Source organism: Pseudorhodobacter turbinis (genome assembly GCF_005234135.1).
Taxonomy (GTDB): Bacteria; Pseudomonadota; Alphaproteobacteria; order Rhodobacterales; family Rhodobacteraceae; genus Pseudorhodobacter; species Pseudorhodobacter turbinis.
This window is the reverse complement of record NZ_CP039964.1, coordinates 1984778-2010646: the sequence shown is the minus strand read 5'-3', so window position 1 is coordinate 2010646 and position 25869 is coordinate 1984778. Positions and strand designations below refer to the sequence as shown.

The following is a 25869-nucleotide window of genomic DNA, read 5'->3' as shown; positions in this document are numbered from 1 at the left end:
CGGTATGCCGTCCCCCTTGCTTTTACGTAAAGGGAAACGCCATGACCGCATTCATCCTCAAACGGCTTGCCATCGCCGTGCCGACGATTCTGTTGCTGATCGTGTTTTCCTTTTTGTTGATGGAGGCCGCACCCGGCAGCCCCTTTGCCACCGAGCGCGGTGTGCCCCCGGCCGTTCTGGCCAACCTAGAGGCGAAATACGGGCTGGATAAACCCTTGTTTCAGCGGATGGGGATTTATGTCTGGGATGTGGTCGCGCATTTCGACTTTGGCCCCAGTTTCAAGTTCAAAGACCGCACGGTGAACGACCTGATCGCGCAGGGCTTTCCAGTCACTTTGACCTATGGGTTCTGGTCCTTTGTGGTGGCCGTGGCGGTGGGTGGCAGCTTGGGCGTCATGGCGGCGGTGTTTCACAATTCATGGCTGGATTATCTGGCCGTGGGCATCAGCATCGGCGCGCAGGTTTTGCCCAACTTCGTGATGGCGCCGATCTTGGTGCTGATCTTTACGCTCTGGCTGGGCTGGTTGCCGGGGGGCGGTTGGCGCGGCGGGCAAATCGAGTATCTGATCCTGCCGGTGATAGCGCTTTCGACATCCTATATGGCCAGCATCGCGCGGATCACGCGGTCCTCGATGCTGGAGGTACTGAATGCGGGCTTTATCCGCACCGCACGGGCCAAGGGGCTGCCGATGCACCGCGTTATTTTGCGCCACGCGCTCAAGCCTGCGATGCTGCCGGTAATCTCATATCTGGGGCCGGCATTTGTGGGGATGATCACCGGATCGGTGCTGATTGATGTGTTCTTTTCAACCGGCGGGATCGGGCAGTTCTTTGTCAACTCCGCATTGGCGCGGGATTATTCGGTGATTATGGGGATCACCATCCTGATTGGCGCGCTGACGGTTCTGTTCAACCTTTTGGTCGATGTGATCTATGCTTGGATCGACCCCAAGATCCGTTATTAAAGGGGGCAAGCCAATGATTGCAGGACGCGCAACAGTCGAGGCCGCAGCCCAGATCGAACCCGTCAAGGGCCGGTCATTATGGGAAGACGCGCGGGTACGGTTTTTCCACAATAAGGCCGCCGTGGTTAGCATGGCGATACTGGTGCTGGTGGCGCTTTTCGCCACCCTTGGCCAATTCGCAACCCCGTGGAGCAATGAAGAGATTGACTGGTCCATGCTTGGCTCTATCCCCGAGGTGGGCGGGCCGTCATGGGAAAACCGGCATTACTTCGGCGTCGACGAATCCGGTCGCGACCTTTACGCCCGCGTTGTGCAGGGTACGCGGATTTCCTTGATGGTGGGGATCGTGGGGGCGCTGATCTCGGTCGTGGTGGGCACGGCATGGGGGGCGGTTGCGGGCTATGTCGGCGGGCGCACCGATACGGTGATGATGCGGATCGTCGATCTGATGATGTCGATCCCCTATATGTTCGTGCTGATCCTTTTGCTGGTGGTGTTTGAGCGGTCGATCGTCATGCTGTTCATCGGCATCGGGATGATCTCATGGCTGGATATGGCGCGGATCGTGCGCGGCCAGACCCTAAGCATCAAGAACAAGGAATTCGTCGAGGCGGCCATCGCCACCGGCGTCAGCACCCCGCGCATCATCGCGCGCCATATCGTGCCGAACCTTTTGGGGGTGGTGATCGTCTATGCCACCTTGCTGGTGCCACAGATGATTATCTTTGAATCCTTCATCAGCTTTCTGGGCCTTGGCGTGCAGGAACCCAGCACCTCTTGGGGGGCGCTGATCAACATGGGTGCGGATAACATGCGCAACAAAACCCCTTGGATGCTGGGCTTTCCGCTGGCGTTCTTTGTGGTGTCGCTGTTTGCGTTTTTCTTCATTGGCGACGGGCTGCGCGATGCCCTCGATCCAAAGGACAGATAATGGCTTTGCTTGACGTAGAAAACCTTGCGGTGACCTTTCGCACCGCTGATGGCACGGTGAATGCCGTGAACGGGCTGTCGCTTTCCATTGAGGCGGGCGAGACCTTGGCCATTGTTGGCGAATCCGGTTCGGGCAAAAGCCAGACGGCCTTTGCGGTGATGGGGCTGTTGGCGCGCAACGGCTTTGCCACCGGCTCTGTTCGCTTGGACGGGGATGAGCTGTTGGGCCTGTCGCAATCGGCGCTGAACAAGCTGCGGGCGCAGCAGATGGCGATGATCTTTCAAGATCCGATGACCTCGCTAAACCCCTACCTGAAGGTCGGTGACCAGATGGCCGAGGTCTTGACCCTGCACAAAGGCATGTCGAAACGTGACGCGCTCAAGGACTGTGTCGCCATGCTGGATGCGGTGCGCATCCCCGATGCGGCGGGGCGTTTGCGCATGTACCCGCATGAGTTTTCCGGCGGAATGCGCCAGCGGATCATGATCGCCATGGCGCTTTTGTGCCGCCCGCGCCTGTTGATCGCGGATGAGCCGACGACCGCGCTGGATGTCACCGTTCAGGCCCAGATCATGGAGCTTCTGGCCGAGGTCCGCCAAGAGTTCGGCACCGCGATGATCCTGATCACCCATGACCTTGGTATCGTCGCCGATACCTGCGAACGCACGGTTGTGATGTATGGCGGGCGGGTGATGGAACAGGGGGCGACGACCGACCTGTTTGCCAATCCTTCGCACCCCTATACCCTTGGCCTTTTGCGCGCCGTGCCGCGGCTGGATATCGATCAGGATGAGCTGGCAACAATCCCCGGCGATCCGCCCGATATGTCGCGCCTGCCCAAAGGGTGCCCCTTTACCCCGCGCTGTGCCTTCCGGTTGGACCATTGCGGCGATGTGCAGCCTGAACTGCTGCCCTACCGCGATGTGCGCCGCGCCTGCCATGCTGATCCTGAGGTGGTGAAATGACCCTGCTGCAAGTGCGTGATCTGGATGTGACCTTTGACGTGACCCCGCGCGGCGCTTGGCCGTGGACCAAACCGGGCAAATTGCAAGCCGTCAGCAAGATGAGTTTTGACCTTGAAGAAGGCCAAACGCTGGGCGTGGTCGGGGAATCCGGTTCGGGAAAATCAACGCTGGCCCGTGCGATTGTCGGCACCATTCCGACCACCGGCGGGCAGATTTTGTGGAACGGCGACGACCTGCGCGCCATGTCGCCACGCGACCGGCGTACCCACAGGCGCGATGTGCAAATGGTATTCCAAGACCCGCTTGCCGCCCTTAACCCGCGCATGACCGTGGGTGAGATTATCGCCGAACCCCTGACCACCCATCAGCCTGACGTCAGCAAAAAAGACGCCCGCACCCGTGTCGGTGAGATGATGGAACGGGTGGGCCTGCTGCCCAATCTCCTCAACCGCTATCCGCATGAGTTTTCGGGCGGGCAGTGCCAGCGCATCGGTATCGCCCGCGCCCTGATCCTGAACCCGAAACTGGTCATCTGCGATGAGCCGGTCAGCGCGCTGGATGTCTCGGTGCAGGCGCAGGTGGTGAACCTGCTTAAACAGTTGCAGCGCGAGATGAAGCTGTCGATGATCTTTATCGCCCATGACCTTAGCGTGGTGAAGCATATCAGCGACCGCACCTTGGTGATGTATCTGGGCCGCCAGATGGAACAGGCCGAGGCGCGCCAACTGGTCCGCGAACCGCGCCATCCCTATACGCAGGCGCTGATTGCCTCGGTGCCGATCCCCGACCCATTGCGCGAAGCCGCCCGCAAACGCCCCGTTCTGGGCGGAGAGCTGCCCTCCCCCCTCGCGCCGCCCTCGGGCTGCGTGTTCCGCACCCGCTGCCCCAAAGCGCAGACCGATTGCGCCACGGACCGTCCCGCTCTGCAAGAGGCCACGCCGGGGCATCTGGTGGCTTGTCCCTATCATGAGGTAATCTCCCCCCTCGCCAACGCTTAAAGGACCGGTGATTGCATGCGTTGATCCTTGGGGTGATTGACCTAAGGGCAGCCCCAAAATGTGCATTTTGGCGCCCATAAGTCGCGACTTTTAGTCAAATCTTCTTGAAGTTGTAACAATACCGTGATTACGTAATTCAGCCGTCAGCAAGAAAATTAACCAGCAGGCTATTTTAGGTCGCAGCAGGTCTTTGCGGGGGGGCGAGGGGCACGACCCTGATAACAAAGGTATAAAATATGAAAAAAATCGTCTTAACTGCATTTAGTGCGGTCCTTGCAATGAACGCCGGTTCTGCAAATGCCGCCACCTTCGACCTGATTGTTAACTACCTGCCGGCCGGCGTCATCATAGACAGTGACGGCGACGGAAACACCGCAACTGGCGCGCAAAACCCGACCGAAGCTTTCTCGGCACGTCAAATCCAGCTTTTCGGCGCGGCAGAGACATTCTGGGAAACCGTTCTGACCGGCTTCACCGGATTGACCAACGCGGTCTATACGCTTGATGCTTGGATGACCTATGAAGACGGCTCCGACGGGTCGCTTGCTTTCGCTGGTCCTCGGTCCTTTGCAACGCAGTCCGGCTTTGATCGCGCTATTGGCGGGTTCATGCAGTTCGACTCGGCTGACTTCGGTGCTGATGCCGAATTCCCGCAGTCCGAGCAGCTTTTCCTCGATTCCGCCATCCATGAGGTTGCCCACGCCCTCGGCTTTGGCACCCAGTTTGAGTTCAACGATCTGGTCGATGCCACAGGCAACAACTACATCGGCGAAAACGCGTTGGCTGTGTTCAACGCTGTAAACGGCACATCTGTTTCGTCCATCTTGCTTGAAAATGGCGGCGGGCATTGGAACGAATGCTGGGTTGCAGGTCTGGACGGCGCGGCATGTTTGCCCGAAGATGGCACCCCCGCTTTGGGCCTTTTTAACGACCCCGAGCTGATGACACCCTTTGCCGTGGATATCCCTGCAACGCTTTCGCCAACGACCATCGCTGCATTCCGGGACCTTGGCTACGAAACCATCGACCCATACGCTGCCGTGTCGATCCCGCTGGCTGCCAATATCGGCACCACACCAAGCCCGGTTCCATTGCCTGCAAGCGGTCTGTTGCTGCTTGGCGCCCTTGGGTTTGTACCGGCCCTTCGCCGCAAGTCCAAACGTGCGTAATAACATATAGACGCGTTTCGATTTACGGGCGGTGCCATCAGGCATCGCCCTATTTTATTCAGGAGGCAGGAATGCGATTTCTTTTGATGCTGGTGTTGGTATGGCAGGGATTGACGACAAGCGTCCAAGCACGGGATTTCGGCATGACACCTGACGCAATTGTTCTGACCTTCAACATGAGCGGGGGCCAAAAACCCCGCACTGGCGAAGCGCCCATTCTGGCCATTGCAGCAGATGGCACCATCACCGCGCGCGCCACACGGCCCGGGGACCCACCTGTAATTTCCCATTTGGATGAGGCTGCCAGAAACGCACTTTTCCAAGAGCTGATTGACGATGACGCTGCGTTGGCGATCACGACCAAGGCAATTGAGGCAGAGGTTGCCGACAGCGGTTTGCGCTTGCGCACTGTTCCCGGTGCCCCCACCACAAGCCTTACCGTTGACCTTCCCGAAGGACATACCGCCGTAACCTTAAAAGGTGTCTCTGCCATGGCAAGGCAACTTCCCGAGGCCGCCACATTGCACAGGCTTTTCAGGATTCAAACACGCCTGCTGGATATTGCGGCGGGTTTGACCAAACCCGCACCATAAGTCGCTATTTCAGCAATGCCGGCAGGACCAGCGACAGGCTTGGGAAGGCCGCCACAAGGCCAAGCCCCACAATGCTGACCAGCAAGAACGGAAGGCTGGCACGCGCGATGCGTTCGATCGGCAAGCGCGTGACATTGGCGGCCACATAAAGGTTGATCCCGACCGGAGGCGTAATCAGGCCGATGGCAAGGTTCACCATGACCAGCACGCCGAACCAGACCGGATCCCAGCCCAATTCGCGCACCACCGGCAAGATGATCGGCAGGGCGATGAACATCACCGTAACAGGGTCCATGAACATCCCTGCGATCAGGAAAATCAGCATGATCACGGCCAAAATTACCGCAGAATTATCGCTTAGCCCCAAAAGCTGGCCCGAGTATTGGCCGACCAGATCCTCTACCGTGACCACCCATCCGAACAGGCTGGCATAGGCAACCACCAGCATCACCACCGCAGATGACGCAGCTGCATCCGTCAGCGCATCATAAAGCCCGCGCAGGGTTAGGGTGCGGTAAACCAAGCCCCCCACCGCCAGCGCGTAAACGGTGGCCACCAGCGCCGCCTCGGTCGGGGTGAAAATACCGGAATAGATGCCGCCCAAAATAACCACGGGCGTCATCAAGCCCCAAAAGGACTCTCGGAAACTGCGCCAAAGGTCTGGGAAATAGCCCGCCGAGGTCGGTGGAGGGGCAAGCCGGTCAAGACTGCTGCGGCCTTTGGATTTGATGAAAGGCAGCACCAAAAGCATCAACAACCCCATGAAAAGCCCGGGGATAATGGCGGCAATAAACAGCGAGGAAATCGAGGTCTCGGCAATCACCCCGTAGATCACCAAGCCAATAGAGGGCGGAATGACAATAGAAAGTGCGGCCCCCGTACAGACCAACGCGGCAGCGGCAGCACGCGGATAGCCGTCCTCTTCCATCCCGCGAATGATCATCGGGCCTATGGCCGCCACAGAGGCCGGCCCCGAGCCCGAAACCGCGCCCCAAAACAGGCACACAACCGTGCCAACCACGCCCATACCGCCGGGCAAATCCCCGATCAGCACACGGAAAAACCGGATCATACGTTCGGCAATGCCCAGCGACCCCATCAAGGTTCCGGCCAGAATAAAGAAGGGGATCGCAAGCAGCGCATATTTGGCAATGCCGGTTGCGATCAGATCACCCGCCAGCTCAAACCCGAAACCGATTTGCCACATCGCATAGAGCGCTGACAGCCCAAGCGCAAAAGCCACGGGCACCCGCAATGCCATGAACAGGAAAAACACCGCAATCATCTGGGTTCCGGCACCCATGCCAAACACCTCAGACATCGGAACTTGCCCCGAATACCTCTGCGGCATGTTGCAAGTAGCGGACAATCACCAGCGCGAAACCAAAAGGCAGCGCCGCCTGATACCACCACGCAGGCACCCCCAGCGCATAGCTGCGCATACCGTTATCCATCAGGTTCATCAGCGACGCCCACGAAAACCATGCCGAGGCCGCCAGAAGCCCCACGCTCAGCACCACCGACAGCATAAAAACCACCTGCGCCACCCGCTTGGGCAAGAGGTCATGGATCAGCGTCACGGCCAGATGTTCACCGCGACGCGCCGCGATGGCCGCCCCGAACACGGTCAGCAGCAAAAAACCGTTGGTCAGAATTTCCTCGGTCGCAGCAAAGGAGAAGTTGCTGCCATAACGGACCAGCACATTCGTAAAACCAAGCAGCGTCATGCCCAGAAAAAGCACGGCGCAGACAATTTTCTCAAAGTCTCGCAGAATGAACCGCAAGGCGTTCCCCTTTGTGTGACGGGTGGCGCGGCAGGGTGCCGCGCCAGTTTCAATCAGCCAGCTTCGTCAATCGCCTTGCGGAAGGCGCCTACGATCTCATCGCCAACCTTGGCGGCCCATTCGTCAAAGGCAGGTTTGGTGGCATCGCGGAACGCCTGCAGCTCTGCTTCGGTCGGCTCATATACTTCCATGCCCTTTTCACGCAAGAAGGCGACGCCTGCATCTGTGCCTTCACGGGTGATCTGGCGCTGATATTCCATCGCCTCAACTGCGGCTTCGCGCATTTGGCCTTGGGTCTCGGCATCCAATGACTCCCAGCGTTTTTTAGAAACGCCAAGGAAAATCGGGTCATAGGAATAGTGCCATGTGGTCAGATATTTCTGCATCTCATAGACCTGCTGCGGGATGATCACAGCACCGATCGGGTTTTCCTGCCCGTCAACCACGCCTTGTTGCAGGGCCGTCAGGGTTTCGCCCCATTGCATCTGCTGCGGGTTGGCACCAAGGGCATTCATCACGTCGATATACATCGGGCCCGCAACACGCATGTTCAGCCCCTCCATATCGGCGGGTGATTTGATCGGACGGGTGTTGTTGGTCACCTCACGAAAGCCGTTTTCGCCCCAAGCCAGAACCTCGATCCCCTTTTCGCGCAGGATATCTTCCAGCAAACCGGCCGCAGGGCCTTGCGTTGTCGCGTCAACCTGATCGTAGCCGCCATAAAGATAGGGCAACGAGAACACGGCCATTTCCGGCACCAAGGGGGTTACGTTAATCGCCGAGGTCACCACCAGATCAAGCGCACCGCGCCCTACCATTTCGGCCTGACGCATCTGGTCGCCACCCGAAAGCTGCGCATTCGGGAAAACGCGCACATCAAAAGCGCCGTCGGTTTTCTCGGAAAGCAGCTCTCCGAAGCGGACCGCGCCTTGCTGCCAAGTGGTCGTATCGCCGACGTTATGCGAAAGGCGCAGGGTTTCTGCCATTGCAGCACCTGACAGGATCGTCGTTGCAAATATGGCGGCTAAACCGGATTTCAGGGCAATATTCATTCGTTTCTCTCCCATTAGTTTTGCGATATGGACCAGAAATCGAATTGGAGGACAAGATAATTCTTTTATTGCACCCCCTGCCGTCCCTATAAATCAGGGCCGCATCGGCCTGTTATGCGCCTCAACATCAGTCAGATGCGCCACAAGCCACGGCAGGGCGAGATCGTCCAAAACCCGCATGGTCGGGGCTAGGCTGGCCTCATCCTTAAAGATATCCAGATAGGTGATGGTGCCACGCTCTTCCATCAGCGAGGGGTCGGGCGGGAAAAACAGGCCAAGCAGCACGAAATCATCTTGTGCCCAAGGCCCCTCGGCCCTGTGTGAAGCCGGTTGAAAACCAAGGTTGATCTGGCAGTAAAACCCGAAACGGCTGCGTTGCAGGTGAATAGAGACAAGCCCCAGCGCACCCTTCTTGGCCCAGGACTTCGGCTTTTTATCAAACCCATGATGCAGGGCCACCTCATCAATCGCGGCAATAACGGCGCTAACGGCAGCCTCTCGTTTTGCCGGAAAGTCCGGGTCACTGGCGGCGATATGCATGCGAACAGCATTATCCACGCCGGGCGGCGCGGGTGGCGAAGGCCGCCCGATAAACGCGCGCAGCCATGAAGGAAGATGCATGGGGGAACCCCTTGTCAATCGCTTGGCCGTAAGGTCGCACGGACGGCACGGCAAGGAAAGGCTTTGCATGGGCAGTTTAAGGCGCACACCGACAGGCCGAACCCTTGATAACCATATTTTTACGCCATACGCCCTTTTCGTAAATCTTGCCGAGTTGCAATCGCCCCCTACTACGTTCATATATCCTTTGGTCCGATCAGGAGTATGCAATGAACTATCTCGAGTTTGAAAAGCCTTTGGCAGAGATTGAAGGCAAAGCCGAAGAGCTGCGCGCGATGGCGCGGTCTAACAAAGAGATGGATGTGGAAAAGGAAGCGGCGGCCCTTGATGCCAAAGCCGCAACCATGCTGCGCGATCTGTATAAAAGCTTGTCACCATGGCAAAAATGCCTTGTGGCACGTCACCCCGACCGGCCCCATTGCAAAGATTATATCGAGGCGCTGTTCACCGAGTACACGCCGCTTGCGGGCGACCGGAATTTTGCCGACGATCATGCCGTCATGGGCGGTCTGGCCCGCTTTAATGATGTGCCCGTTGTCGTGATCGGCCATGAAAAGGGCAATGACACCAAAAGCCGGATTGAACGTAATTTCGGCATGTCGCGCCCCGAAGGCTACCGCAAGGCCGTGCGCTTGCTGGATCTGGCGCATCGGTTCGGCCTGCCCGTCGTGACGCTGGTGGATACCCCCGGCGCCTATCCTGGCAAGGGCGCAGAAGAGCGTGGCCAATCCGAGGCGATTGCCCGCTCTACCCAGAAATGTCTGGAAATCGGCGTGCCATTGATTTCGGTTGTTATCGGTGAAGGTGGCTCTGGTGGGGCGGTGGCTTTTGCGACGGCGAACCGCATCGCGATGCTGGAACATTCGGTCTATTCGGTGATCAGCCCCGAAGGCTGTGCAAGCATTCTGTGGAAAAACTCCGAGAAGATGCGTGAGGCGGCCGAGGCCCTGCGCCTGACCGCGCAGGATCTGCAAAAGCTGGGTGTGATTGACCGCATTATCTCAGAGCCGATGGGCGGTGCGCAACGCGATTTGACCGCCCAGATCGCCGCTGTGGGCACTGCCATCCAGACCATGCTTGATGAGATGAAGGATATGAAGCCCGATGCCCTGATCAAGGATCGTCGACAAAAGTTTATCTCTATGGGCTCCAAGGGGCTGGCGGCATAACGCTGGTTTATTGCGGGCCTGAAGCCACAATTCGTTATCCGCATTGGCGGAAAAGTGACAAGGCGCGGGACATCCCCGCGCCTTGATGCATTTATAGGCTGGCGTCCAACGCGCCCAGAATAGCATCGCCCATCTGACCAGTGCTGATCGGGGTGCCGCCTTCTTTGCCCATCAGATCGGCGGTACGTGCGCCATCGCTAAGCACTTTTTCCACGGCCTGCTCCAGACGTGTTGCCTCATCGCCCTGATCAAACGAATAGCGCAGCGCCATCGCGAAGGAGAGGATGCAAGCAATCGGGTTTGCCTTGCCTTGGCCCATGATGTCAGGCGCGGAACCGTGTACCGGCTCATACATCGCGCGTGGGCGACCATTTTCCCGCGGCGCACCAAGGCTGGCCGAGGGCAACATGCCAAGCGAACCGGTCAACATCGCAGCGCAATCCGACAGGATATCGCCAAAGAGGTTGTCGGTCACGATCACATCAAACTGCTTGGGCCAGCGCACCAACTGCATCGCGCCATTGTCGGCGTACATATGCGACAGCTCCACCTCGGGGTATTCCGTATCATGGATGAATTGCACCTCTTCGCGCCACAGAATGCCGGATTCCATCACATTGGCCTTCTCCATCGAGCAGACCTTGTTGCCGCGACGCTTTGCCAGTTCAAAGGCAGAGCGTGCAACGCGGCGGATTTCGCTGGTGGTATAGCGCTGGGTGTTCACGCCAACCCGGCCGCCTTCGTTATCGGGGAAAATCCCGCGCGGTTCACCGAAATAAACCCCCGAGGTCAATTCGCGGACGATCATGATATCAAGATCCGCGATGATATCTTTCTTCAAGCTGGAAAAATCAGCCAATGCGTCAAAGCACTGGGCCGGGCGCAGATTGGCAAAAAGGTCCATTTCCTTACGCAGGCGCAGCAGCCCCCGCTCCGGCTTGACCGAGAAGTCGAGGTCGTCATATTTCGGGCCACCAACGGCACCCAAAAGCACCGCGTCCACTTCCAGCGCGCGGGCCATCGTATCGTCATGCAAAGGCGTGCCGTGCTTGTCATAGGCGCAGCCACCGACCAGATCTTCGGTGACGTCGAACTGCATGTCACGTTTGTCGCCGAACCATGTGATGATCTTTTTGACCTCGGTCATGACTTCGGGGCCGATGCCGTCACCGGCAAGGATTAGAAGGGAAGGATTGGCCAAAATACGCTCCTGCAATTCAAGGGAAAAGGGTATGTTTGGCCTAGCGTTTTGGTCATGCATGGTCAAGGTAAAGGCAGGGTGATATCCACCCAAACCGGTCGATGACGCGATGCGCGGGCCAAGGTTTCTGCATTTGGCGCGTCATCCTCGGGCCAAAGAACACCGGCGTCGCGGACGGTCAGTTCCGCCGAGGGTAAAACATAATCCACCCGCAGCCCGCCAAAATCATAAAGCGCGGTATCCAGCGCGGCGGGGCCTTTATGGTCCGGTTCCGTCCGGCCATGTTGGCCTTTGGGGGACGGATCTTGCAGCTTGGGGTGGGCCAGCAGCGCGTTGATCGCGCCATTGCGGCCATCGCCGTCAATCGGGTCCAGCTTGGCCTCCCCCAGCAGTACGAAAGGCGCGTCCGGCAGGGGGTGGGGCAGCGTTCCATCCAGCATACGCAACCAAAAAGCGCTTTCATCATGGTTGCGGCGACCATTGCGATCTTTTGGGCCGTCAAAGATCGGCGGCGTGGCGTGCCAGATCAGCAAGTGAAGCGGCGTGCCATCGGGCAGGACCACCGGCACATCCCAATGCGCGGTATTGGACAGGCGCTGAATGGCGCGAACGGGTTCTGCCAAGCTGCCGTCGATGATATTTCCCGGCAGGTCCTGCCATAGAAAGTTACTGAAATCGCGCACCCCCGCCTCATCTATCGGCAGGCGAGACAGCACCGCCAAGCCCCCCCTGCCCGCGAAAAAGCCAAACCCCTGCGCATCCCCCGGCCCGCCCAAGCGCCCGTCCCCATCCAGATCGAGGCCGGTGGCCATGCCACCGTTGGGCCGCGCGGTAAAGCGGTGGGGGTAGGCGATACCAGCCGCGTCCAGCGCACCCGCCAAGGCCGTCAGGGCCGCGCGCCCGTGGTCGTAATCCACATCCGTCAGCACCAGAATATCGGCATCTAGGTCAACCAAAGTGGCAATCACCGCTTCGATCTGCTTGTCCTTGCCCGCAAGGATATCGCGCAAAAGCAACCCCGGCCCCTTACGGCTCAGATCCGGGTTATAGGTGGCGATGCGTAGCGATGCGGGATCTTGCGCTTGGGCAGATGTTGCCAAAAACGCCAGACAACAGATCAATGTACAAAGAGGTTTTGACAGCACTGCGGGCCTTCCCATGTTCGGGGTCCAGTTTGTGGCGTCTTTCAGCGGTTCAGGCAATCCCCGAGGTATGGAATGCCCGCATGTGTCGCCCGCCTGCATCAACCTGTGATTGCAAAAGGGCCGCCCGATGTGGGCGGCCCTGAATGCAGTGCGGTCTCGCTAAATCAAACCCAAGGGCGGGAGGTTGCTGCCTTGGTCTCATAGCTGTCGATGCTTGCGGCTTTTTCCATCGTCAGGCCGATATCGTCCAAACCGTTCATCAGACAATGCTTTTTGAAGCTGTCCACGTCAAAGCTGAACACCTCACCATCCGAGGTGGTGACGGTCTGCGCCTCAAGATCCACATCCATCCGCGCGTTCGCGCCTTTTTCAGCGTCCTGCATCAACACATCCACCACATCTTGCGGCAGCACGATGGGCAGGATGCCGTTCTTGAAGCAGTTGCTGTAAAAGATGTCCGCGAAAGAGGTGGAAATAACCGCCTTGATCCCGAAATCCGCCAGCGCCCAAGGGGCATGTTCGCGCGACGACCCGCAGCCAAAGTTATCGCCGGCCACAATGATCTGCGCCTCGCGGTAGGCGGGCTTGTTAAGCACGAAATCAGCGACCTCATTGCCTTCACGATCAAAGCGCATTTCATCAAACAGGTTCGCGCCAAGGCCCGAACGCTTGATGGTTTTCAAGAACACCTTAGGGATAATCATATCGGTGTCGATATTGACCAAAGGCATAGGGGCCGCGATGCCCGAGAGCTTTTCGAACTTTTCCATTACATCATCTCCCGTACATCTGTCAGCTTGCCGGTGATCGCCGCAGCGGCCGCCATTGCAGGCGACACCAGATGCGTGCGCCCCTTATAGCCCTGACGCCCCTCAAAGTTACGGTTGGAGGTGGCGGCGCAACGCTCGCCTTCCGAAAGCTGGTCCGGGTTCATCGCCAAGCACATGGAACAACCCGCAAGCCGCCATTCAAATCCGGCCTCTTTGAAGATATCGGCAAGACCCTCTTCCTCGGCCTGTGCGCGCACAAGGCCGGAGCCGGGCACGATCATCGCCCGCAGACCGTCCTTGATCTTCTTGCCTTTCAGGATCGCCGCCGCGGCGCGCAGATCCTCGATCCGGCCATTGGTGCACGACCCAATAAAGACGGTGTCAATCTCGATATCCGTCAGCTTCATGCCGGGTGTCAGGCCCATATAGTCAAGCGCGCGTTGCACAGCCTCTACCTTGCCACCTTTGAAATCGGAAGGCGCAGGGACGGTTGCGGTGATTGGCAGCACGTCTTCGGGGCTGGTGCCCCATGTGACCGCAGGGGCGATATCTTCGGCGCGGATGGTGACGACCTTGTCGAAATGCGCATCCTCATCGGTGAACAGCGTTTTCCAATGGGCAAGTGCTGCCTCCCATTGTGCGCCTTTGGGGGCGTGGGGGCGGCCCATGCAATAGGCAAAGGTCGTTTCATCCGGCGCGATCAGGCCCGCGCGTGCGCCGCCTTCAATGGCCATGTTGCACACGGTCATGCGGCCTTCCATCGACAGGTCGCGAATGGCCTCGCCGCAATACTCGATGACATAGCCGGTGCCGCCCGCGGTGCCGGTTTTGCCGATCACGGTCATGGTGAGGTCTTTGGCGGTCACACCATGCGGCAGCTTGCCGGTGATCTCGACCTTCATATTCTTGGATTTTTGCTGGATCAGCGTTTGGGTGGCCAGAACATGCTCCACCTCCGACGTGCCGATACCATGCGCCAGCGATCCGAACGCGCCATGTGTGGCGGTATGGCTGTCGCCACAAACCACGGTCATGCCGGGCAGGGTCCAGCCTTGTTCGGGGCCGACGATATGCACGATGCCTTGGCGCACATCCGACACGGGATAGTAATGCACGCCGAAATCACGCGCGTTCTTGTCCAGCGCATCGACCTGAATGCGGGATTCCTCATTCTCGATGCCTTTGGCACGGTCCAGCGTGGTGGGGACGTTGTGGTCCGGCACCGCGATGGTTTTTTCCGGCGCGCGCACTTTGCGGTTAGTCATCCGCAGCCCTTCAAAGGCTTGCGGGCTGGTGACCTCATGCACCAAATGCCGATCGATATACAAAAGGCAGGTGCCGTCTTCGGCTTGATGGACGACATGGTCATCCCAGATCTTGTCATACAGGGTACGAGCAGTCATGGCTCTGATCTCTCATCTGGCTAGGGGAATAGACGCGCAAGGGACAGCCCTGCGCAAAGACATTGGGGCGCGATCAAAGTCGCGCAAGCACAGACCGGCACTGGCCGAAAAACCGCCAAGGCAAGCGTGCGCGATCATCAATGTCGAAAAAGCGTATCATAGCGCGGACATTACGCCCTTCTTGCGGTTGAAGCAATCTGATTTGCGCCCAACAGCGCGCTGCCCGGCGATCAATTCCCGCCCAGCAACCGTTTCAAGGCGCGGGCGGCCTCTGCCTCCAACGCTTCTTGCGCACGGCGTTTAGCGGCATCCTCCAGCCGCTCGCCTTCCTCGCGCTGGATGCCCAGCTCCTTCTCCAGCTTGGCCTTGGCACGAACCTCCTCGGCGCGGGCTTTTTCTTTCAGGCGTTCCTTTTCCTCGGCAAGGTTCTGATCAATCAAGCCCTGCATATCCAAGCGGAATTTCGGCTTCGCCCAAGGGCCGGAAATCAGCAAAGGCACGGTCACACCACCAGTGCCATCGCTTTTGGCCAAGGCCGTCGCTGTCAATCGGTAATCCAGATCGCGCGCGCCAATGCCAACCCGACCTGTCCCAGCAGCCGTGATATAAGGCGCGCTGAACTGCAAATCATCATTGCGCAAAACACCGTCTTTCATCGTGAATGATCCGGTGATCGCATCAAAGATCGTCTTTTGCCCCTCTCCGACATAGCCCACATCCAGCGACCGCAGCATCCCCGCCAGATCAAGCCCCCGCAGCTCCCCCTTGCCAAAGCGCAAAGAGCCGTCGCCGGAAAGCGAATTCATGATATCGGACATGCGATTGCCAACACCCAGAAATTTCAGGCTAATATCACCGGTGCCGATCAGCCGGTCAAAATCAGCCACATCCTGCAACAAGGGCTGCATCGCGATTCCGGCAAGCCGAAGATCGCCGCCGACCGATAGGCCACCGCGCCCGTTGACCACGAAATTGCCGGTGACATTGCCGCCGTAAGCCTGCAACTCTTGCGATTCAATCACCATCCGGGCGCGGTCCAGCGTGACCAGCAAACGCGTGCGCCCCAGCTTGGCAGTTCCCAGATCAATGCTATCGGCCGTCAGGGCCACAGAGGCATCCAGCGCACCAAGGCCGCTTACATCAATCAGATCACGCGACCACCCCGAGGCCGCGCCACCTCCGCTGCCACCTGCGGATGTGTCACCCGCCAATCCCGAGAAATCCAAAGCACCCGCAGTGATCTTGGCTGTCAGCTTGGGGCGCGCCCCGTCAAAGGTCATGTCTAGATCGCCAGAAAAACGGTTGCTGTCCAGCTCGATCAAACCGCCGCGCAGATGCAGCGACCCCGCCTCGGCCAGGGTGACAGTGCCCGAGACCTTGCGCACCGTTGCCCCCAAACCCTGCGGAAGCGCGGGGGCCGCCTGACCAGCCACGCCCGCAACCGCCGCCAGATCGGCAAAATCAGCCGTCAACGCGCCCTCGGCCACCAAGGGGGCCGTGCCGATCCGGCCGTCAAAACCGACCTCGGATCCGCCGATCTGTGTGTTCAATGTCACATCGCTAATAGTGCCCGCGAGAAACGTATCAAATGCCGCAACGCGGGCATCCATCACCACCTTCACGCCGTCCTTCACCCCCGAAAGGTTAAGGGTGGCCGGACCAGCAAAATCGGGCAGACGCGCCTCGGCGGCGATATCACGCAGCTCCATCCGTGTGCCGTAGCTATGGTCCAGAAAAAGCACCGACCCGCCCTCGATCACGCCATGATCCAGCGTGATCACCTGCGCGGTGGTCTCATTTCCGGTTGCGGGCGTGTCTGGCGTGGTCGCACCGGCCACCGCAATTTCCCAATTGCCGGCCCCGTCTTTGTTGCGCTCCAGAATAATCTGCGGGCGGATCGCCTCAATCTTGGTGATCTTGATATCGCCCTTGAACAATGAGGCCATATCGACGCCGATCGCCAGCGCCTCTGCCTCTAGCATCGGGCCTTCGCGCGACCAGTCGGCATTGGCGATGCGCACCAGCCCGGTTTTGACGCCCAGCACTGGCCAGACCGAGGGGCTTACGCCGCCCTCAACCGTCAGGGTGCGTCCCGTGGCTTTGAAAAACTGCGCGGCGGCAACATCGGCAACCTTTTCCGACGGGATCAAAAACACCACGCCCACCAGCGCCACGATGAGCATCAACAGACCCGCACCTATCCGAACCAACCACCGCATCATGCGCCCTTTCCCGTTGCTATTACGGGATTTCTACGCGTGCTTGATCGGTTCGGCAACCGGCCAGTCCTAAACCAGCCGTCCCCAAAGGTCGTATTCGCCCGCCTCTTCGACCTCGACCGCCACCATATCACCTGGGGAAAGCCCGTCGAAACCCTCATCGATAAACAGGTTGCCGTCAATTTCCGGCGCATCTGCTTTGGTGCGGCAAGTGGCGCCCTCTTCGTCGACCTCATCCACGATCACTTGAATCGTGGTGCCGACCTTGGCTTCCAGCTTGGCCTCGGAAATCGCTTGGGCCTTTTCCATAAAGCGGTTCCAGCGGTCCTGCTTTACCTCATCCGCAACATGATCGGGCAGCGCATTGGATCGCGCACCATTCACGTTTTCATATTGAAAACAGCCGACGCGGTCGAGCTGCGCCTCATCCAGCCAATCCAGCAGGGTTTGAAACTCTGCCTCGGTCTCACCAGGATAGCCGACGATGAAGGTCGACCGCAGGGTGATATCAGGGCAGACGTTACGCCACGCGGCGATCTCATCCAGCGTTTTGGCCGCCGCCGCCGGACGGGCCATCCGTTTCAGCACATCGGGATGCGCATGTTGGAACGGAATATCCAGATACGGCAGGATCAACCCTTCGGCCATCAGCGGGATCAGGTCGCGCACATGCGGATAGGGATAGACGTAATGCAGCCGGATCCAAGCGCCAAGCGAGCCAAGATCGCGCGCAAGGTCGGTGATATGGGCGCGATGCCCCTTGTCAATTGCATGTTTGATATCAACGCCGTACGCGCTGGTATCTTGCGAAATCACCAAAAGTTCGCGCACACCGGCATCGACCAGCTTTTCCGCCTCGCGCATCACGGCATGGGCCGGACGGCTAGCCAGTCGGCCGCGCATATCGGGGATGATGCAGAACTTGCACTTGTGGTTACAACCCTCCGAGATTTTGAGGTAGCTGTAATGCCGCGGCGTCAGCGTAACGCCAGACGCAGGCAGCAGATCGATAAACGGATCGGGCGACGGCGGCACGGCAAGATGGACCGCATCCAGCACCTGCTCATATTGATGCGGGCCGGTGACGGCCAGAATTTTGGGATGATGTTCGCGGATGTAATCAGGTTCCGCCCCCAAGCAGCCCGTCACAATCACACGACCGTTTTCCTTCAACGCCTCGCCAATCGCATCCAGGCTTTCGGCCTTGGCACTGTCAAGAAAGCCGCAAGTGTTCACGATCACCGCATCCGCACCAGTATAATCGGGCGAGATGGCATAGCCTTCGGCACGCAGACGCGTCAAAATCCGTTCGCTATCCACCAGCGCTTTGGGACAGCCAAGGCTGACCATGCCGATCATGGGCTGCCCCTCACGACGAGGGGCGGAGATCCGCGCTTTGGGGGCAAGATCGGGGCGAAGGCTGGGTGGGTTCTGGGACATATGCGCCCTATATCTGCGAATCAGGGCCGAGGAAAGAGGTTGAAACCATGGGGCGCATGTCATGTGGCGCCCTGCCGCGCGTTTTTTTCACCCGCGACAGGTGTTGATGGTACTTGGGCTGCGGACCTAAACCGTCCCGCCGAGCGAGCCTTCCAGAACGGCAAGCTCTTGCCCGCCCGCCATCATATCTTGCAGCTCTTCGGGGGTGATCTCGCCCTTCTTGGCCGTGCCAAAGGTTTTGCCACGGTTCAGCACCGTAAAGCGGTCCCCCACAGCCATCGCATGACGGACGTTATGGGTGATGAAAACCACCGAAATGCCCTGCTTGCGCACCTTATCCACCGTGGCCAGAACATTGGCCGTCTGGCGTACGCCCAAGGCCGAGGTCGGCTCGTCCAAAATCAGGACCTTTGCCCCGAAATGCACCGCGCGGGCGATGGCAACGGTCTGGCGCTCCCCGCCTGACAGGGTTCCGACGGCTTGATCGGGACCGCGAAGGTTGATGCCCATCGCGCGCATCTCGCGCATTGTCACCTCATTGGCATGATCGTGATCGAAAAACGGGATGCCTGCGATTTTCTTGATCGGCTCATTGCCCATAAAGAAATTACGGCTTACGGACATCAAGGGGATCATCGCAAGGTCTTGATAAACCGTGGCAATACCTGCCGCGATACTGTCGCGCGGGTCCTCGAAATGCATCGGCTTGCCTTCGAACTTGATCTCGCCATGGGTCGGTTTATGAACGCCGGACATGGTTTTGATAAAGGTCGATTTTCCCGCGCCGTTATCGCCCAACAGGCAATGGCATTCACCGGGGAAAAAGTCGATCGTAACCCCCGCCAGCGCGATAACAGACCCGAAATGCTTTTGGATATCGGTCATTTGAATGATCGGTTGCATCAGCGCTCTCCTGTGATCAGGCGACGAATATAGGTGTTCAAGATAACCGCAAGCAGCAAGATCACACCAAGGAAGACGCGGAAAAGCGAGCTTTCGACATTGGCGAAAAACAGCCCCTGCTGGACCACGCCAAAGATCAACGCCCCCAAGGCCGCCCCGATCACCGAGCCATAGCCACCCGTCAGCAACGCGCCGCCGATAACCACGGCGATAATCGCCTCAAACTCTTTCAAGATACCGCGATCCGCACCGGCAGAGCCGAATTCCATCACCTGACACACCGCAAAAACCGTGGCGCAAAAAGCGGTGAACATGAACATCAAAATCTTGACGCGGTCCACCGGCACCCCGGCATAGCGCGCAGCTTGGGCATCGCCGCCAGCCGCGAAAATCCAGTTGCCAAAGCGTGTGCGCGTCAGGACGATATGCCCGATCACAACCAGAACCACCGCCCAGACGATCAACATGGGGATGCCGTCAACAACCGGCTGCCCCTCGCGGTTGCCGCGCGTGAAAACGCCGATCCACCCATTATCGCCAAGCCATTGAAAGAACGGCCCGCCGATTTTTGCCCCGAACAGCGCACCCAGCCAATCGCCTTCCGCAGCCTCGCGGATACCGCCGATGATGGTTTTGCTTTCGACCGTCTGGGGAATAAAAATCGTAAAGCCACGCAGGATGAACAACGTGGCAAGCGTCACGATAAAGCTTGGCAGCCCCGTCTTGACGACGATGTAGCCATTGAGCGCGCCGAAGGCGATGCAAATCGCAAAGGTCACCAGAATCGCAAGCCACATCGGCCAGGCCAGAACCACGCCGAAAATCGCGACCATCATCCCCGCAAAGCCGATCATCGACCCAACCGAAAGGTCAAACTCCCCCGCGATCATCAAAAGGCAGGCCCCAACGGCGATAATCATGAACTGCGCGGAAACCGTGGTCCAGTTCAACACACCTTGCGGGCTGAACATGCCGCTATCAAAGGCGAACAGCAAAAAGAACGTGAAAACGGCGATCGTGCCAACGATGCCGCCCAATTCGGGGCGGATCAACGCCCGGCGCAGGCCGGACATCTCTTTGACGCGTTCGTCATTGGTGGAAGTGTCTGTCATGGTCGTATCAACCCCTGTAGATGCGGACAAAAGAGGCGGTCCGGCTTACCAGACCGCCCCTCGGGTTTTTGCTCTAGCGATATTCACCCGCGTATTTTTCGACTTTCTCCAGCGCATCAGCCGTCACGAAACCGGGACCGGAGTTGATGTTATTGCCGGGCAAAACGCCGTAGCGGTCATAGTTGGACAGGATCACAACTGGCAGATACGCCTGCAAGAACGGCTGTTGGTCGATGCCCCACTGGATGATGCCCTCTTTGATGCCTTTCACGATCTCATCCCCAAGATCGAAGGTGCCAAAATAAATATCGCCCGCGATGCCCATCTCCTGCACCGCCAAAATCGTCGGATCGGCAGAGGTCGGCCCCAAGGTCAGGATCGCATCCGTTTCGGGATTGGCCGTAAGATACGCGATAACGCGGTTCTTGATCTCGGCAGGGTCCTGGCCCGTGTCGATCATGCTATCGCCAAGCTCTATGCCCAGACCATCGGCAAAACCTCGGCAACGCTCGGCCACAACGGTATTGGAGATAACGTGGTTCACGCAAACAAAGCTGCCCACCCCGTCGCCTTTTGCCCGGACACCCGCCGCAAACCCTGCGTCATATTCGGGCTGGCCGACAAACATAAGCGCACCCACGTCGCGGGCCTGCTCTGCCGTGCCGGAATTGATGATGATGACATCGATCCCCTGATCCACAGCATTGCGGATCGGGCCGGCCAGCACGTCAAAATCGGCCAGCGTGGTGATGATGCCGTCAGGCTGCGAGGCGGCGGCTTGTTCAATGATGCGCGCCATATCGGCAAGGTCACCGGTGGGCGGGTTGCGGTATTCAACCGTAACGCCCATCTGCTTGCCACCAAGGGCGATGCCGTTTTTGATCGTATTCCACCAGCTGTCGGAATCGGGCGCATGGCTGACCATTATGTAGGTCAGGCTATCGGTGTTTTCCTGCGCAGAGACCATAAGCGGGGATGCGATGACGGCAGCCGTCAACGTCAAATTCTTCACAATCAATTTCATTTATTCCTCCCTAAGATGCCATTTTTTTTGACACGAGAGTTGGGCTGACCCCTCTCCCGCATTAACCAAAGCACGGTTCCAATTAATTTGCAACCGGTTGCAAAATGAATCAATACGTTTTCTACTGCACAGGTATCTTGCACAGGGTATTCATACCCAACCAAAAGCCGGAAAATGGAATAAAGACATGGCAGTGACGCTAAAAGATGTGGCAAACAGGGCGGGCGTCTCTACCTCGGCGGTATCACGGACCTTTACCGACGGCGCATCGGTTTCCGTAAAGATGCGGCGCAAGGTACAAAAAGCCGCCGCCGAACTGGGGTATAGCCCGAATTTTCTGGCCCGCAGCCTGACCACCCGCCGGACCAAACTTATCGGGCTTGTGTCCAACAACTTCCACAATCCGATTTTTCTCGAGGTGTTTGATCTGTTCACCCGCAGCCTTCAAGATCGAGGATTGCGCCCGCTTCTGGTGAACCTCAGCACGGAAACCGACCCCGAAAACTCGGTGCGCATGTTGCAGCAATATTCGGTGGACGGGGTGATTGTCGCCTCCTCAACCTTGCCCCCCGCGTTTTCCAAAGCGTTCCGGGACAAGATGATTCCCGTGGTAAATACCTTTGGCCGCTATTCCAGCAGCCCGCAGGTGCATGTGGTCGGAATCGACAATATCGAGGCCGGACGGATGGCCGCGTATGAGCTGGTCGCGCGGGGCCATAAAACGGTCGGGTTTCTGGGCGGGCCGGAATCTGCCACCTCTACCCAAGACCGCCTGCAAGGGTTTCGTGACGGCATCGCTGCCCATCCTGAAATTACCATGCAGCACAGTTTTGCCGAGGCGTATTCCTTCAAGGCCGGCCGCATGGAAATGCTCCGCCTGTCAAAGGCACCGCTGGCAGAAGCCTATTTCTGTGGCGATGATGTGCTGTCCATCGGCGTGTTAAGCGCATTGCGCGACATCGGCAAAAAGGTGCCGCAAGACATTGGCATCATTGGGCTTAATGATATGGAAATGGCCGGTTGGGAAAGCATATCCTTGACCACGGTTGCCCAGCCGATCAAGCAGATCATCACCTCCTCGGTGGAGCTGATGGTCGCAATGTTGGATGAACCCGACCGCTATCCCGAAGCGCGCCTGTTCCCCTGCCATGTGGTAGAACGCGGGACACTTCGGCCCCGCGCCTGACGTTTAACGGAACATCGGCGGGCGGGCATCGACCCAGGCGCCATGCTCTTTGGCCGAGGCGACAGCGGCATAAACCGCCGCCATCGACCGCACGCCATCAGCCGCATTTGGCAATCCGTCACGCAGCTCACCACGGATCGCATCGGCAAGGTCGCAATAGATATTCGCCACCGCCAGCGGGAACCCTTCGGGGTGTGCGATTGACACACGCGACAGCCGCTGCGCATCGGCGTGCAAGCCGCCCTCGCCCTTTTCGATAATCTGCGTGCGCCCGCCAACGGGGGTATAGATCAACTGGTTTGGTTGCTCGGATGCCCAGCGAAGGCCGCCGGTTTCGCCAAAGATCTGGATATCAAACCCGTGCTGACGCCCGATCGCCACCGAAGAGGTCCAAAGCCGCCCGACGGTGCCCCCCGCCATGCGGAAATTGACCATCGCGTCATCCTCCAGCACGCGGCTGGAAATTGTCGAGGCAAAATCGGCAGACAGAGTTTGCACCTCATCATCGGCAATGAAACCAGCCATATGCAGCGCATGAATACCGCAATCGGCAAATTGCCCGGACACCCCCGCCATCGCCGGATCATAGCGCCAGCGCACACGCGGATTGTCGGCATCCGTGGCATCGCCGTGGTGCCCATGGCTAAAGTTAGTGACGACCAGCCGGACCTTGCCCAGCTCACCGGCGCGGACCATCGCGCGGGCTTGGCGCACCATGGGATAGGCCGAGTAACAGTAGTTCACCGCGCAGATCTTGCCGGTCTTTTCGGCCACGCGCACGATCTCTTCGCCTTCCTCAACGGTCATGGTCATCGGCTTTTCACACAGCACGTTGAACCCAGCCTCAAGGAAGGCTTTGGTGATCTGGAAGTGGGTCGCGTTGGGCGTTGCCACGGTCACAAGATCCACCCGATCGGCACGGTCTTTTTCGCCCGCGAGCATCTCTTGCCAGTCGCCATAGGCGCGGTCCGGCGCGATGCCCAACGTCTGCGCATAGGCACGGCCTGCATCGGCACGGTGGTCCAGCGCGCCGGCGGTAAATTCAAACAACCCATCGGCCTGCGCGCCCAAACGGTGGGCCGGGCCAATCTGGCTGCCTTCACCGCCACCGATCATGCCCCATTTCAGCTTTGTCATGTTATATTCCTTAGAAACCAATAGATTGCAGATATTCACGGTTCGCGCGCGCATCTTCTAACGGGGTGCCGGGAACGGATGGGTCGCAGTCTTGTTCGACCGTGCACCATCCCTCAAACCCGGCATCCAAAAGCACTTGCCGAACGGCTGCAAAATCAACATCCCCCTGCCCGAGGTTGCAGAAAATACCCTGACCGCAAGCCTTATAAAAACCGGTGCGGCTGGCCACGACATCGGCCTTCACGACAGGGTCAATATCCTTGAAATGCATGTAGGAAATCCGGTCGATGTGACGCTTCATAAACGCCACCGGATCATAGCCCGCATAGGAATGATGGCCGGTGTCGAAGCAGATTTTCAGGATGCGCTCGTCAACCTCGTCCAGCAGGCGCTCCAGCTCCGGCTCAAAGTCCATGAAGCCCGCGGCATGGGCGTGAATGCCGACGGTCAGCCCGTATTCCTCAGCGCCTATTTTGGCGATGGTGGCGATGCGGTCGCGGTAGGCAGCCCACTCTGCGGCGTCCATCTGCTCGGCCTCATCGGCGCGTCCGGCAGTGGGGGCGCGGCGGGGTGAGATGCTGTCAATCAGCACCAAATGCTGCGCGCCATGCGCCACAAGCGCCTTGCAGGTCCGAAGGCTTGCATCCTTTACGTCATCCCACATCGAAGGGTCGTGAAAGGCGCGAAACACAACGCCGCCGATGATCTGCAAATCACGTTCGGCCAAGGCGGGCGCAAGGATTGCAGGGTCCTCGGGCATGAAGCCGATGGGGCCAAGCTCTATCCCCTTATAGCCCGCGCCAGCACATTGATCCAACACGCTTTGCCACGTGGGATAGGCCGGGTCGCTGGGAAACTCGATACCCCATGAGCAGGGGGCATTACCAATTTTAATGGTCATTAAACTGCCTTTCACAATGTCAGAAGGAAGTGACATCAACCCATGCCTTCGCATGGGACGACGCCATTGCCGCCGCAATAACCTGATTTACATCCAAGCCGTCCTTGAAGGTTGGCCAGACCGGGGTTCGGGTTTCTATTGCGCGCAAAAAGTCATGTGCCTCGATGATAATCTGGTCCTGATATCCGGTACCGTGACCGGGCCCTTGGCAAAAGGCCGCGTAATCGGGATGCGCCGGGCCGGTTAGGATTTTCGAAAATCCGCGTGTGGCCTCGGGCTCATCTGCACGGTAAAGCCACAGCGCATTCTGATCTTCCTGATCAAAGCGGATCGCGCCTTTTGTGCCTGTAACCTCATAGGCATAGCCCATTTTCCGTCCATGTGCGACGCGACTGAAATACATCTGCCCCATTGCACCATTGGCAAAACGGCACATCATCTGCCCGTGATCGTCATTGGTCACAGCGCCGCCGGGACGCGCCGCATGAACGGTTTCCACCTCGGCCACAAGCGCGGCAATCGGGCCGATCAAGGCCAGCGCACCATTTATCATATGGGGGGCAAGATCGCCCATCGTGCCATTTGCTGCACCATCCGTGCGCCATGTCGCGGGGCTTTCGGGATCGGCCAGAAAATCCTCGGTATGCTCGCCGCGAAACCATGTGATATCGCCGATGACTCCATCAGCAATAAGCTGGCGGGCAAATTGGCTGGCCGGGGTGCGAATATAGTTAAAGCCAACCATATTGACCTTCCCCTCGGCGGCCAGAACCATGGCACGGCTATCCTCTAGCGATGCGCCAAGCGGCTTTTCACAAAACACCGGCTTGCCCAGCGCAAAGGCGGCCTGCGCAATCTGGCAGTGGGTGCCTTGGGGCGAGGCAATCACAATCGCTTCGACCTTCGGATCTTGAACCAACACCCGCCAGTCATCCGTACCGCGCGCAAATCCGTAAGCTGCACGGTAGCGTTCGGCCGAGGCAGCCGTGCTGGCGCAGATCATCTCCAGCCGTGGGCGCAAAGTCGTATTAAAGGTTGCGCCAACGGCCGACATGGCCACGGCATGCGCCTTACCCATATAGCCGCCACCAATGATGCCGATCCCGATTTCCGTCATATTCCCCCCCGACACTAAAAATTTGGTTTGCAACCGGTTGCAAAATTTGTATCCTGAGATTCGA

At 58.6% G+C, this 25869-nt stretch carries 24 protein-coding genes; 8 read left to right on the top strand and 16 right to left on the bottom strand.

Features of this window, described 5'->3' with window-relative positions:
* Positions 1-41 precede the first annotated feature (41 nt).
* The 6 genes from oppB (at position 42) to EOK75_RS09640 (ending at position 5621) form a co-directional block, all read left to right on the top strand.
* On the top strand, positions 42-965 hold the full coding sequence (gene oppB / locus EOK75_RS09665; protein ID WP_137193771.1) for an oligopeptide ABC transporter permease OppB: 924 nt from the start codon (positions 42-44) through the stop codon (positions 963-965).
* A gap of 13 nt (positions 966-978) precedes the next feature.
* The gene (locus tag EOK75_RS09660) at positions 979-1896 is read left to right on the top strand and encodes an ABC transporter permease subunit (protein ID WP_137193770.1); all 918 of its coding nucleotides are present in this window, start codon (positions 979-981) and stop codon (positions 1894-1896) included.
* Entirely contained in the window at positions 1896-2861 is a 966-nt protein-coding gene (locus EOK75_RS09655; protein WP_137193769.1) for an oligopeptide/dipeptide ABC transporter ATP-binding protein, read from the top strand. Before EOK75_RS09660 ends, EOK75_RS09655 begins: the two co-directional genes overlap by 1 nt.
* Entirely contained in the window at positions 2858-3859 is a 1002-nt protein-coding gene (locus tag EOK75_RS09650; RefSeq protein ID WP_137193768.1) for an oligopeptide/dipeptide ABC transporter ATP-binding protein, read from the top strand. The genes EOK75_RS09655 and EOK75_RS09650 overlap by 4 nt, the downstream gene beginning before the upstream one ends.
* A gap of 236 nt (positions 3860-4095) precedes the next feature.
* Entirely contained in the window at positions 4096-5028 is a 933-nt protein-coding gene (locus EOK75_RS09645; protein WP_137193767.1) for a M8 family metallopeptidase, read from the top strand.
* Between the two features lie 71 nt (positions 5029-5099).
* Positions 5100-5621 (top strand): hypothetical protein, encoded by a 522-nt coding sequence (locus EOK75_RS09640; RefSeq protein WP_137193766.1) that lies wholly within the window; start codon positions 5100-5102, stop codon positions 5619-5621.
* 4 nt (positions 5622-5625) lie between these two features.
* On the opposite strand, the gene EOK75_RS09635 is transcribed toward EOK75_RS09640, so the two are convergent.
* The 4 genes from EOK75_RS09635 to EOK75_RS09620 form a co-directional block, all read right to left on the bottom strand.
* Positions 5626-6942: a TRAP transporter large permease gene (locus tag EOK75_RS09635; RefSeq protein WP_137193765.1), complete on the bottom strand. Its 1317-nt coding sequence runs from the start codon at positions 6940-6942 to the stop codon at positions 5626-5628.
* Positions 6935-7405, bottom strand: a complete 471-nt coding sequence (locus EOK75_RS09630; RefSeq protein ID WP_137193764.1) for a TRAP transporter small permease — start codon at positions 7403-7405, stop codon at positions 6935-6937. The genes EOK75_RS09635 and EOK75_RS09630 overlap by 8 nt, the downstream gene beginning before the upstream one ends.
* 53 nt (positions 7406-7458) lie before the next feature.
* Positions 7459-8457 (bottom strand): DctP family TRAP transporter solute-binding subunit, encoded by a 999-nt coding sequence (locus EOK75_RS09625; protein ID WP_137193763.1) that lies wholly within the window; start codon positions 8455-8457, stop codon positions 7459-7461.
* Between the two features lie 93 nt (positions 8458-8550).
* Complete coding sequence (locus EOK75_RS09620; RefSeq protein ID WP_137193762.1) at positions 8551-9078, bottom strand: DUF4304 domain-containing protein; 528 nt, start codon at positions 9076-9078, stop codon at positions 8551-8553.
* Positions 9079-9287: 209 nt separating this feature from the next.
* On the opposite strand from EOK75_RS09620, the gene EOK75_RS09615 reads away from it, so the two are divergent.
* Entirely contained in the window at positions 9288-10247 is a 960-nt protein-coding gene (locus tag EOK75_RS09615) for an acetyl-CoA carboxylase carboxyltransferase subunit alpha (protein WP_137193761.1), read from the top strand.
* Positions 10248-10338: 91 nt separating this feature from the next.
* Here EOK75_RS09615 and leuB read toward each other — a convergent pair whose 3' ends face one another.
* The 9 genes from leuB to EOK75_RS09570 all read right to left on the bottom strand — a co-directional run bounded on the left by leuB (position 10339) and on the right by EOK75_RS09570 (position 21464).
* Positions 10339-11448, bottom strand: coding sequence for a 3-isopropylmalate dehydrogenase (gene leuB, locus EOK75_RS09610; RefSeq protein ID WP_137193760.1), 1110 nt, complete (start codon positions 11446-11448; stop codon positions 10339-10341).
* A 62-nt stretch (positions 11449-11510) separates the two neighbouring features.
* On the bottom strand, positions 11511-12548 hold the full coding sequence (locus EOK75_RS09605) for an endonuclease/exonuclease/phosphatase family protein (protein WP_420821928.1): 1038 nt from the start codon (positions 12546-12548) through the stop codon (positions 11511-11513).
* A gap of 209 nt (positions 12549-12757) precedes the next feature.
* Positions 12758-13363 (bottom strand): 3-isopropylmalate dehydratase small subunit, encoded by a 606-nt coding sequence (gene leuD, locus EOK75_RS09600; RefSeq protein WP_137193758.1) that lies wholly within the window; start codon positions 13361-13363, stop codon positions 12758-12760.
* Positions 13363-14766, bottom strand: a complete 1404-nt coding sequence (gene leuC / locus EOK75_RS09595; protein ID WP_137193757.1) for a 3-isopropylmalate dehydratase large subunit — start codon at positions 14764-14766, stop codon at positions 13363-13365. The genes leuD and leuC overlap by 1 nt, the downstream gene beginning before the upstream one ends.
* Positions 14767-14996: 230 nt before the next feature.
* The gene (locus EOK75_RS09590; RefSeq protein ID WP_137193756.1) at positions 14997-16985 is read right to left on the bottom strand and encodes an AsmA family protein; all 1989 of its coding nucleotides are present in this window, start codon (positions 16983-16985) and stop codon (positions 14997-14999) included.
* Positions 16986-17054: 69 nt separating this feature from the next.
* A complete protein-coding gene (gene rimO / locus EOK75_RS09585; protein WP_137193755.1) occupies positions 17055-18425 on the bottom strand; it encodes a 30S ribosomal protein S12 methylthiotransferase RimO in 1371 nt (456 codons plus the stop codon).
* A gap of 126 nt (positions 18426-18551) precedes the next feature.
* The gene (locus EOK75_RS09580; RefSeq protein WP_137193754.1) at positions 18552-19328 is read right to left on the bottom strand and encodes an ATP-binding cassette domain-containing protein; all 777 of its coding nucleotides are present in this window, start codon (positions 19326-19328) and stop codon (positions 18552-18554) included.
* A complete protein-coding gene (locus EOK75_RS09575; protein WP_137193753.1) occupies positions 19328-20440 on the bottom strand; it encodes an ABC transporter permease in 1113 nt (370 codons plus the stop codon). Before EOK75_RS09575 ends, EOK75_RS09580 begins: the two co-directional genes overlap by 1 nt.
* Before the next feature lie 73 nt (positions 20441-20513).
* Positions 20514-21464 carry a sugar ABC transporter substrate-binding protein gene (locus EOK75_RS09570; protein ID WP_137193752.1) on the bottom strand — a complete coding sequence of 317 codons (951 nt, stop codon included), beginning with the start codon at positions 21462-21464 and terminating at the stop codon, positions 20514-20516.
* A gap of 187 nt (positions 21465-21651) precedes the next feature.
* On the opposite strand from EOK75_RS09570, the gene EOK75_RS09565 reads away from it, so the two are divergent.
* A complete protein-coding gene (locus EOK75_RS09565) occupies positions 21652-22650 on the top strand; it encodes a LacI family DNA-binding transcriptional regulator (protein ID WP_137193751.1) in 999 nt (332 codons plus the stop codon).
* Positions 22651-22653: 3 nt separating this feature from the next.
* Here the strand turns inward: EOK75_RS09565 and EOK75_RS09560 are convergent, their stop codons facing one another.
* Genes EOK75_RS09560 through EOK75_RS09550 form a run of 3 tightly spaced genes read right to left on the bottom strand, consistent with a single transcriptional unit; the run spans position 22654 to position 25805 of the window.
* Positions 22654-23787 (bottom strand): Gfo/Idh/MocA family protein, encoded by a 1134-nt coding sequence (locus tag EOK75_RS09560; protein WP_137193750.1) that lies wholly within the window; start codon positions 23785-23787, stop codon positions 22654-22656.
* A gap of 10 nt (positions 23788-23797) precedes the next feature.
* Complete coding sequence (locus EOK75_RS09555) at positions 23798-24688, bottom strand: TIM barrel protein (protein WP_137193749.1); 891 nt, start codon at positions 24686-24688, stop codon at positions 23798-23800.
* Positions 24689-24707: 19 nt separating this feature from the next.
* Complete coding sequence (locus tag EOK75_RS09550) at positions 24708-25805, bottom strand: Gfo/Idh/MocA family protein (protein ID WP_137193748.1); 1098 nt, start codon at positions 25803-25805, stop codon at positions 24708-24710.
* Positions 25806-25869 lie beyond the last annotated feature (64 nt).

Bases quoted from the DNA above. Each gene is read 5' to 3' on its own strand.
- oppB (WP_137193771.1), top strand. From the start codon at position 42: ATGACCGCATTCATCCTCAAACGGCTTGCCATCGCCGTGCCGACGATT.
- EOK75_RS09660 (WP_137193770.1), top strand. From the start codon at position 979: ATGATTGCAGGACGCGCAACAGTCGAGGCCGCAGCCCAGATCGAACCC.
- EOK75_RS09655 (WP_137193769.1), top strand. From the start codon at position 1,896: ATGGCTTTGCTTGACGTAGAAAACCTTGCGGTGACCTTTCGCACCGCT.
- EOK75_RS09650 (WP_137193768.1), top strand. From the start codon at position 2,858: ATGACCCTGCTGCAAGTGCGTGATCTGGATGTGACCTTTGACGTGACC.
- EOK75_RS09645 (WP_137193767.1), top strand. From the start codon at position 4,096: ATGAAAAAAATCGTCTTAACTGCATTTAGTGCGGTCCTTGCAATGAAC.
- EOK75_RS09640 (WP_137193766.1), top strand. From the start codon at position 5,100: ATGCGATTTCTTTTGATGCTGGTGTTGGTATGGCAGGGATTGACGACA.
- EOK75_RS09635 (WP_137193765.1), bottom strand. From the start codon at position 6,942: ATGTCTGAGGTGTTTGGCATGGGTGCCGGAACCCAGATGATTGCGGTG.
- EOK75_RS09625 (WP_137193763.1), bottom strand. From the start codon at position 8,457: ATGAATATTGCCCTGAAATCCGGTTTAGCCGCCATATTTGCAACGACG.
- EOK75_RS09620 (WP_137193762.1), bottom strand. From the start codon at position 9,078: ATGCATCTTCCTTCATGGCTGCGCGCGTTTATCGGGCGGCCTTCGCCA.
- EOK75_RS09615 (WP_137193761.1), top strand. From the start codon at position 9,288: ATGAACTATCTCGAGTTTGAAAAGCCTTTGGCAGAGATTGAAGGCAAA.
- leuD (WP_137193758.1), bottom strand. From the start codon at position 13,363: ATGGAAAAGTTCGAAAAGCTCTCGGGCATCGCGGCCCCTATGCCTTTG.
- leuC (WP_137193757.1), bottom strand. From the start codon at position 14,766: ATGACTGCTCGTACCCTGTATGACAAGATCTGGGATGACCATGTCGTC.
- EOK75_RS09590 (WP_137193756.1), bottom strand. From the start codon at position 16,985: ATGCGGTGGTTGGTTCGGATAGGTGCGGGTCTGTTGATGCTCATCGTG.
- rimO (WP_137193755.1), bottom strand. From the start codon at position 18,425: ATGTCCCAGAACCCACCCAGCCTTCGCCCCGATCTTGCCCCCAAAGCG.
- EOK75_RS09580 (WP_137193754.1), bottom strand. From the start codon at position 19,328: ATGCAACCGATCATTCAAATGACCGATATCCAAAAGCATTTCGGGTCT.
- EOK75_RS09575 (WP_137193753.1), bottom strand. From the start codon at position 20,440: ATGACAGACACTTCCACCAATGACGAACGCGTCAAAGAGATGTCCGGC.
- EOK75_RS09570 (WP_137193752.1), bottom strand. From the start codon at position 21,464: ATGAAATTGATTGTGAAGAATTTGACGTTGACGGCTGCCGTCATCGCA.
- EOK75_RS09565 (WP_137193751.1), top strand. From the start codon at position 21,652: ATGGCAGTGACGCTAAAAGATGTGGCAAACAGGGCGGGCGTCTCTACC.
- EOK75_RS09560 (WP_137193750.1), bottom strand. From the start codon at position 23,787: ATGACAAAGCTGAAATGGGGCATGATCGGTGGCGGTGAAGGCAGCCAG.
- EOK75_RS09555 (WP_137193749.1), bottom strand. From the start codon at position 24,688: ATGACCATTAAAATTGGTAATGCCCCCTGCTCATGGGGTATCGAGTTT.
- EOK75_RS09550 (WP_137193748.1), bottom strand. From the start codon at position 25,805: ATGACGGAAATCGGGATCGGCATCATTGGTGGCGGCTATATGGGTAAG.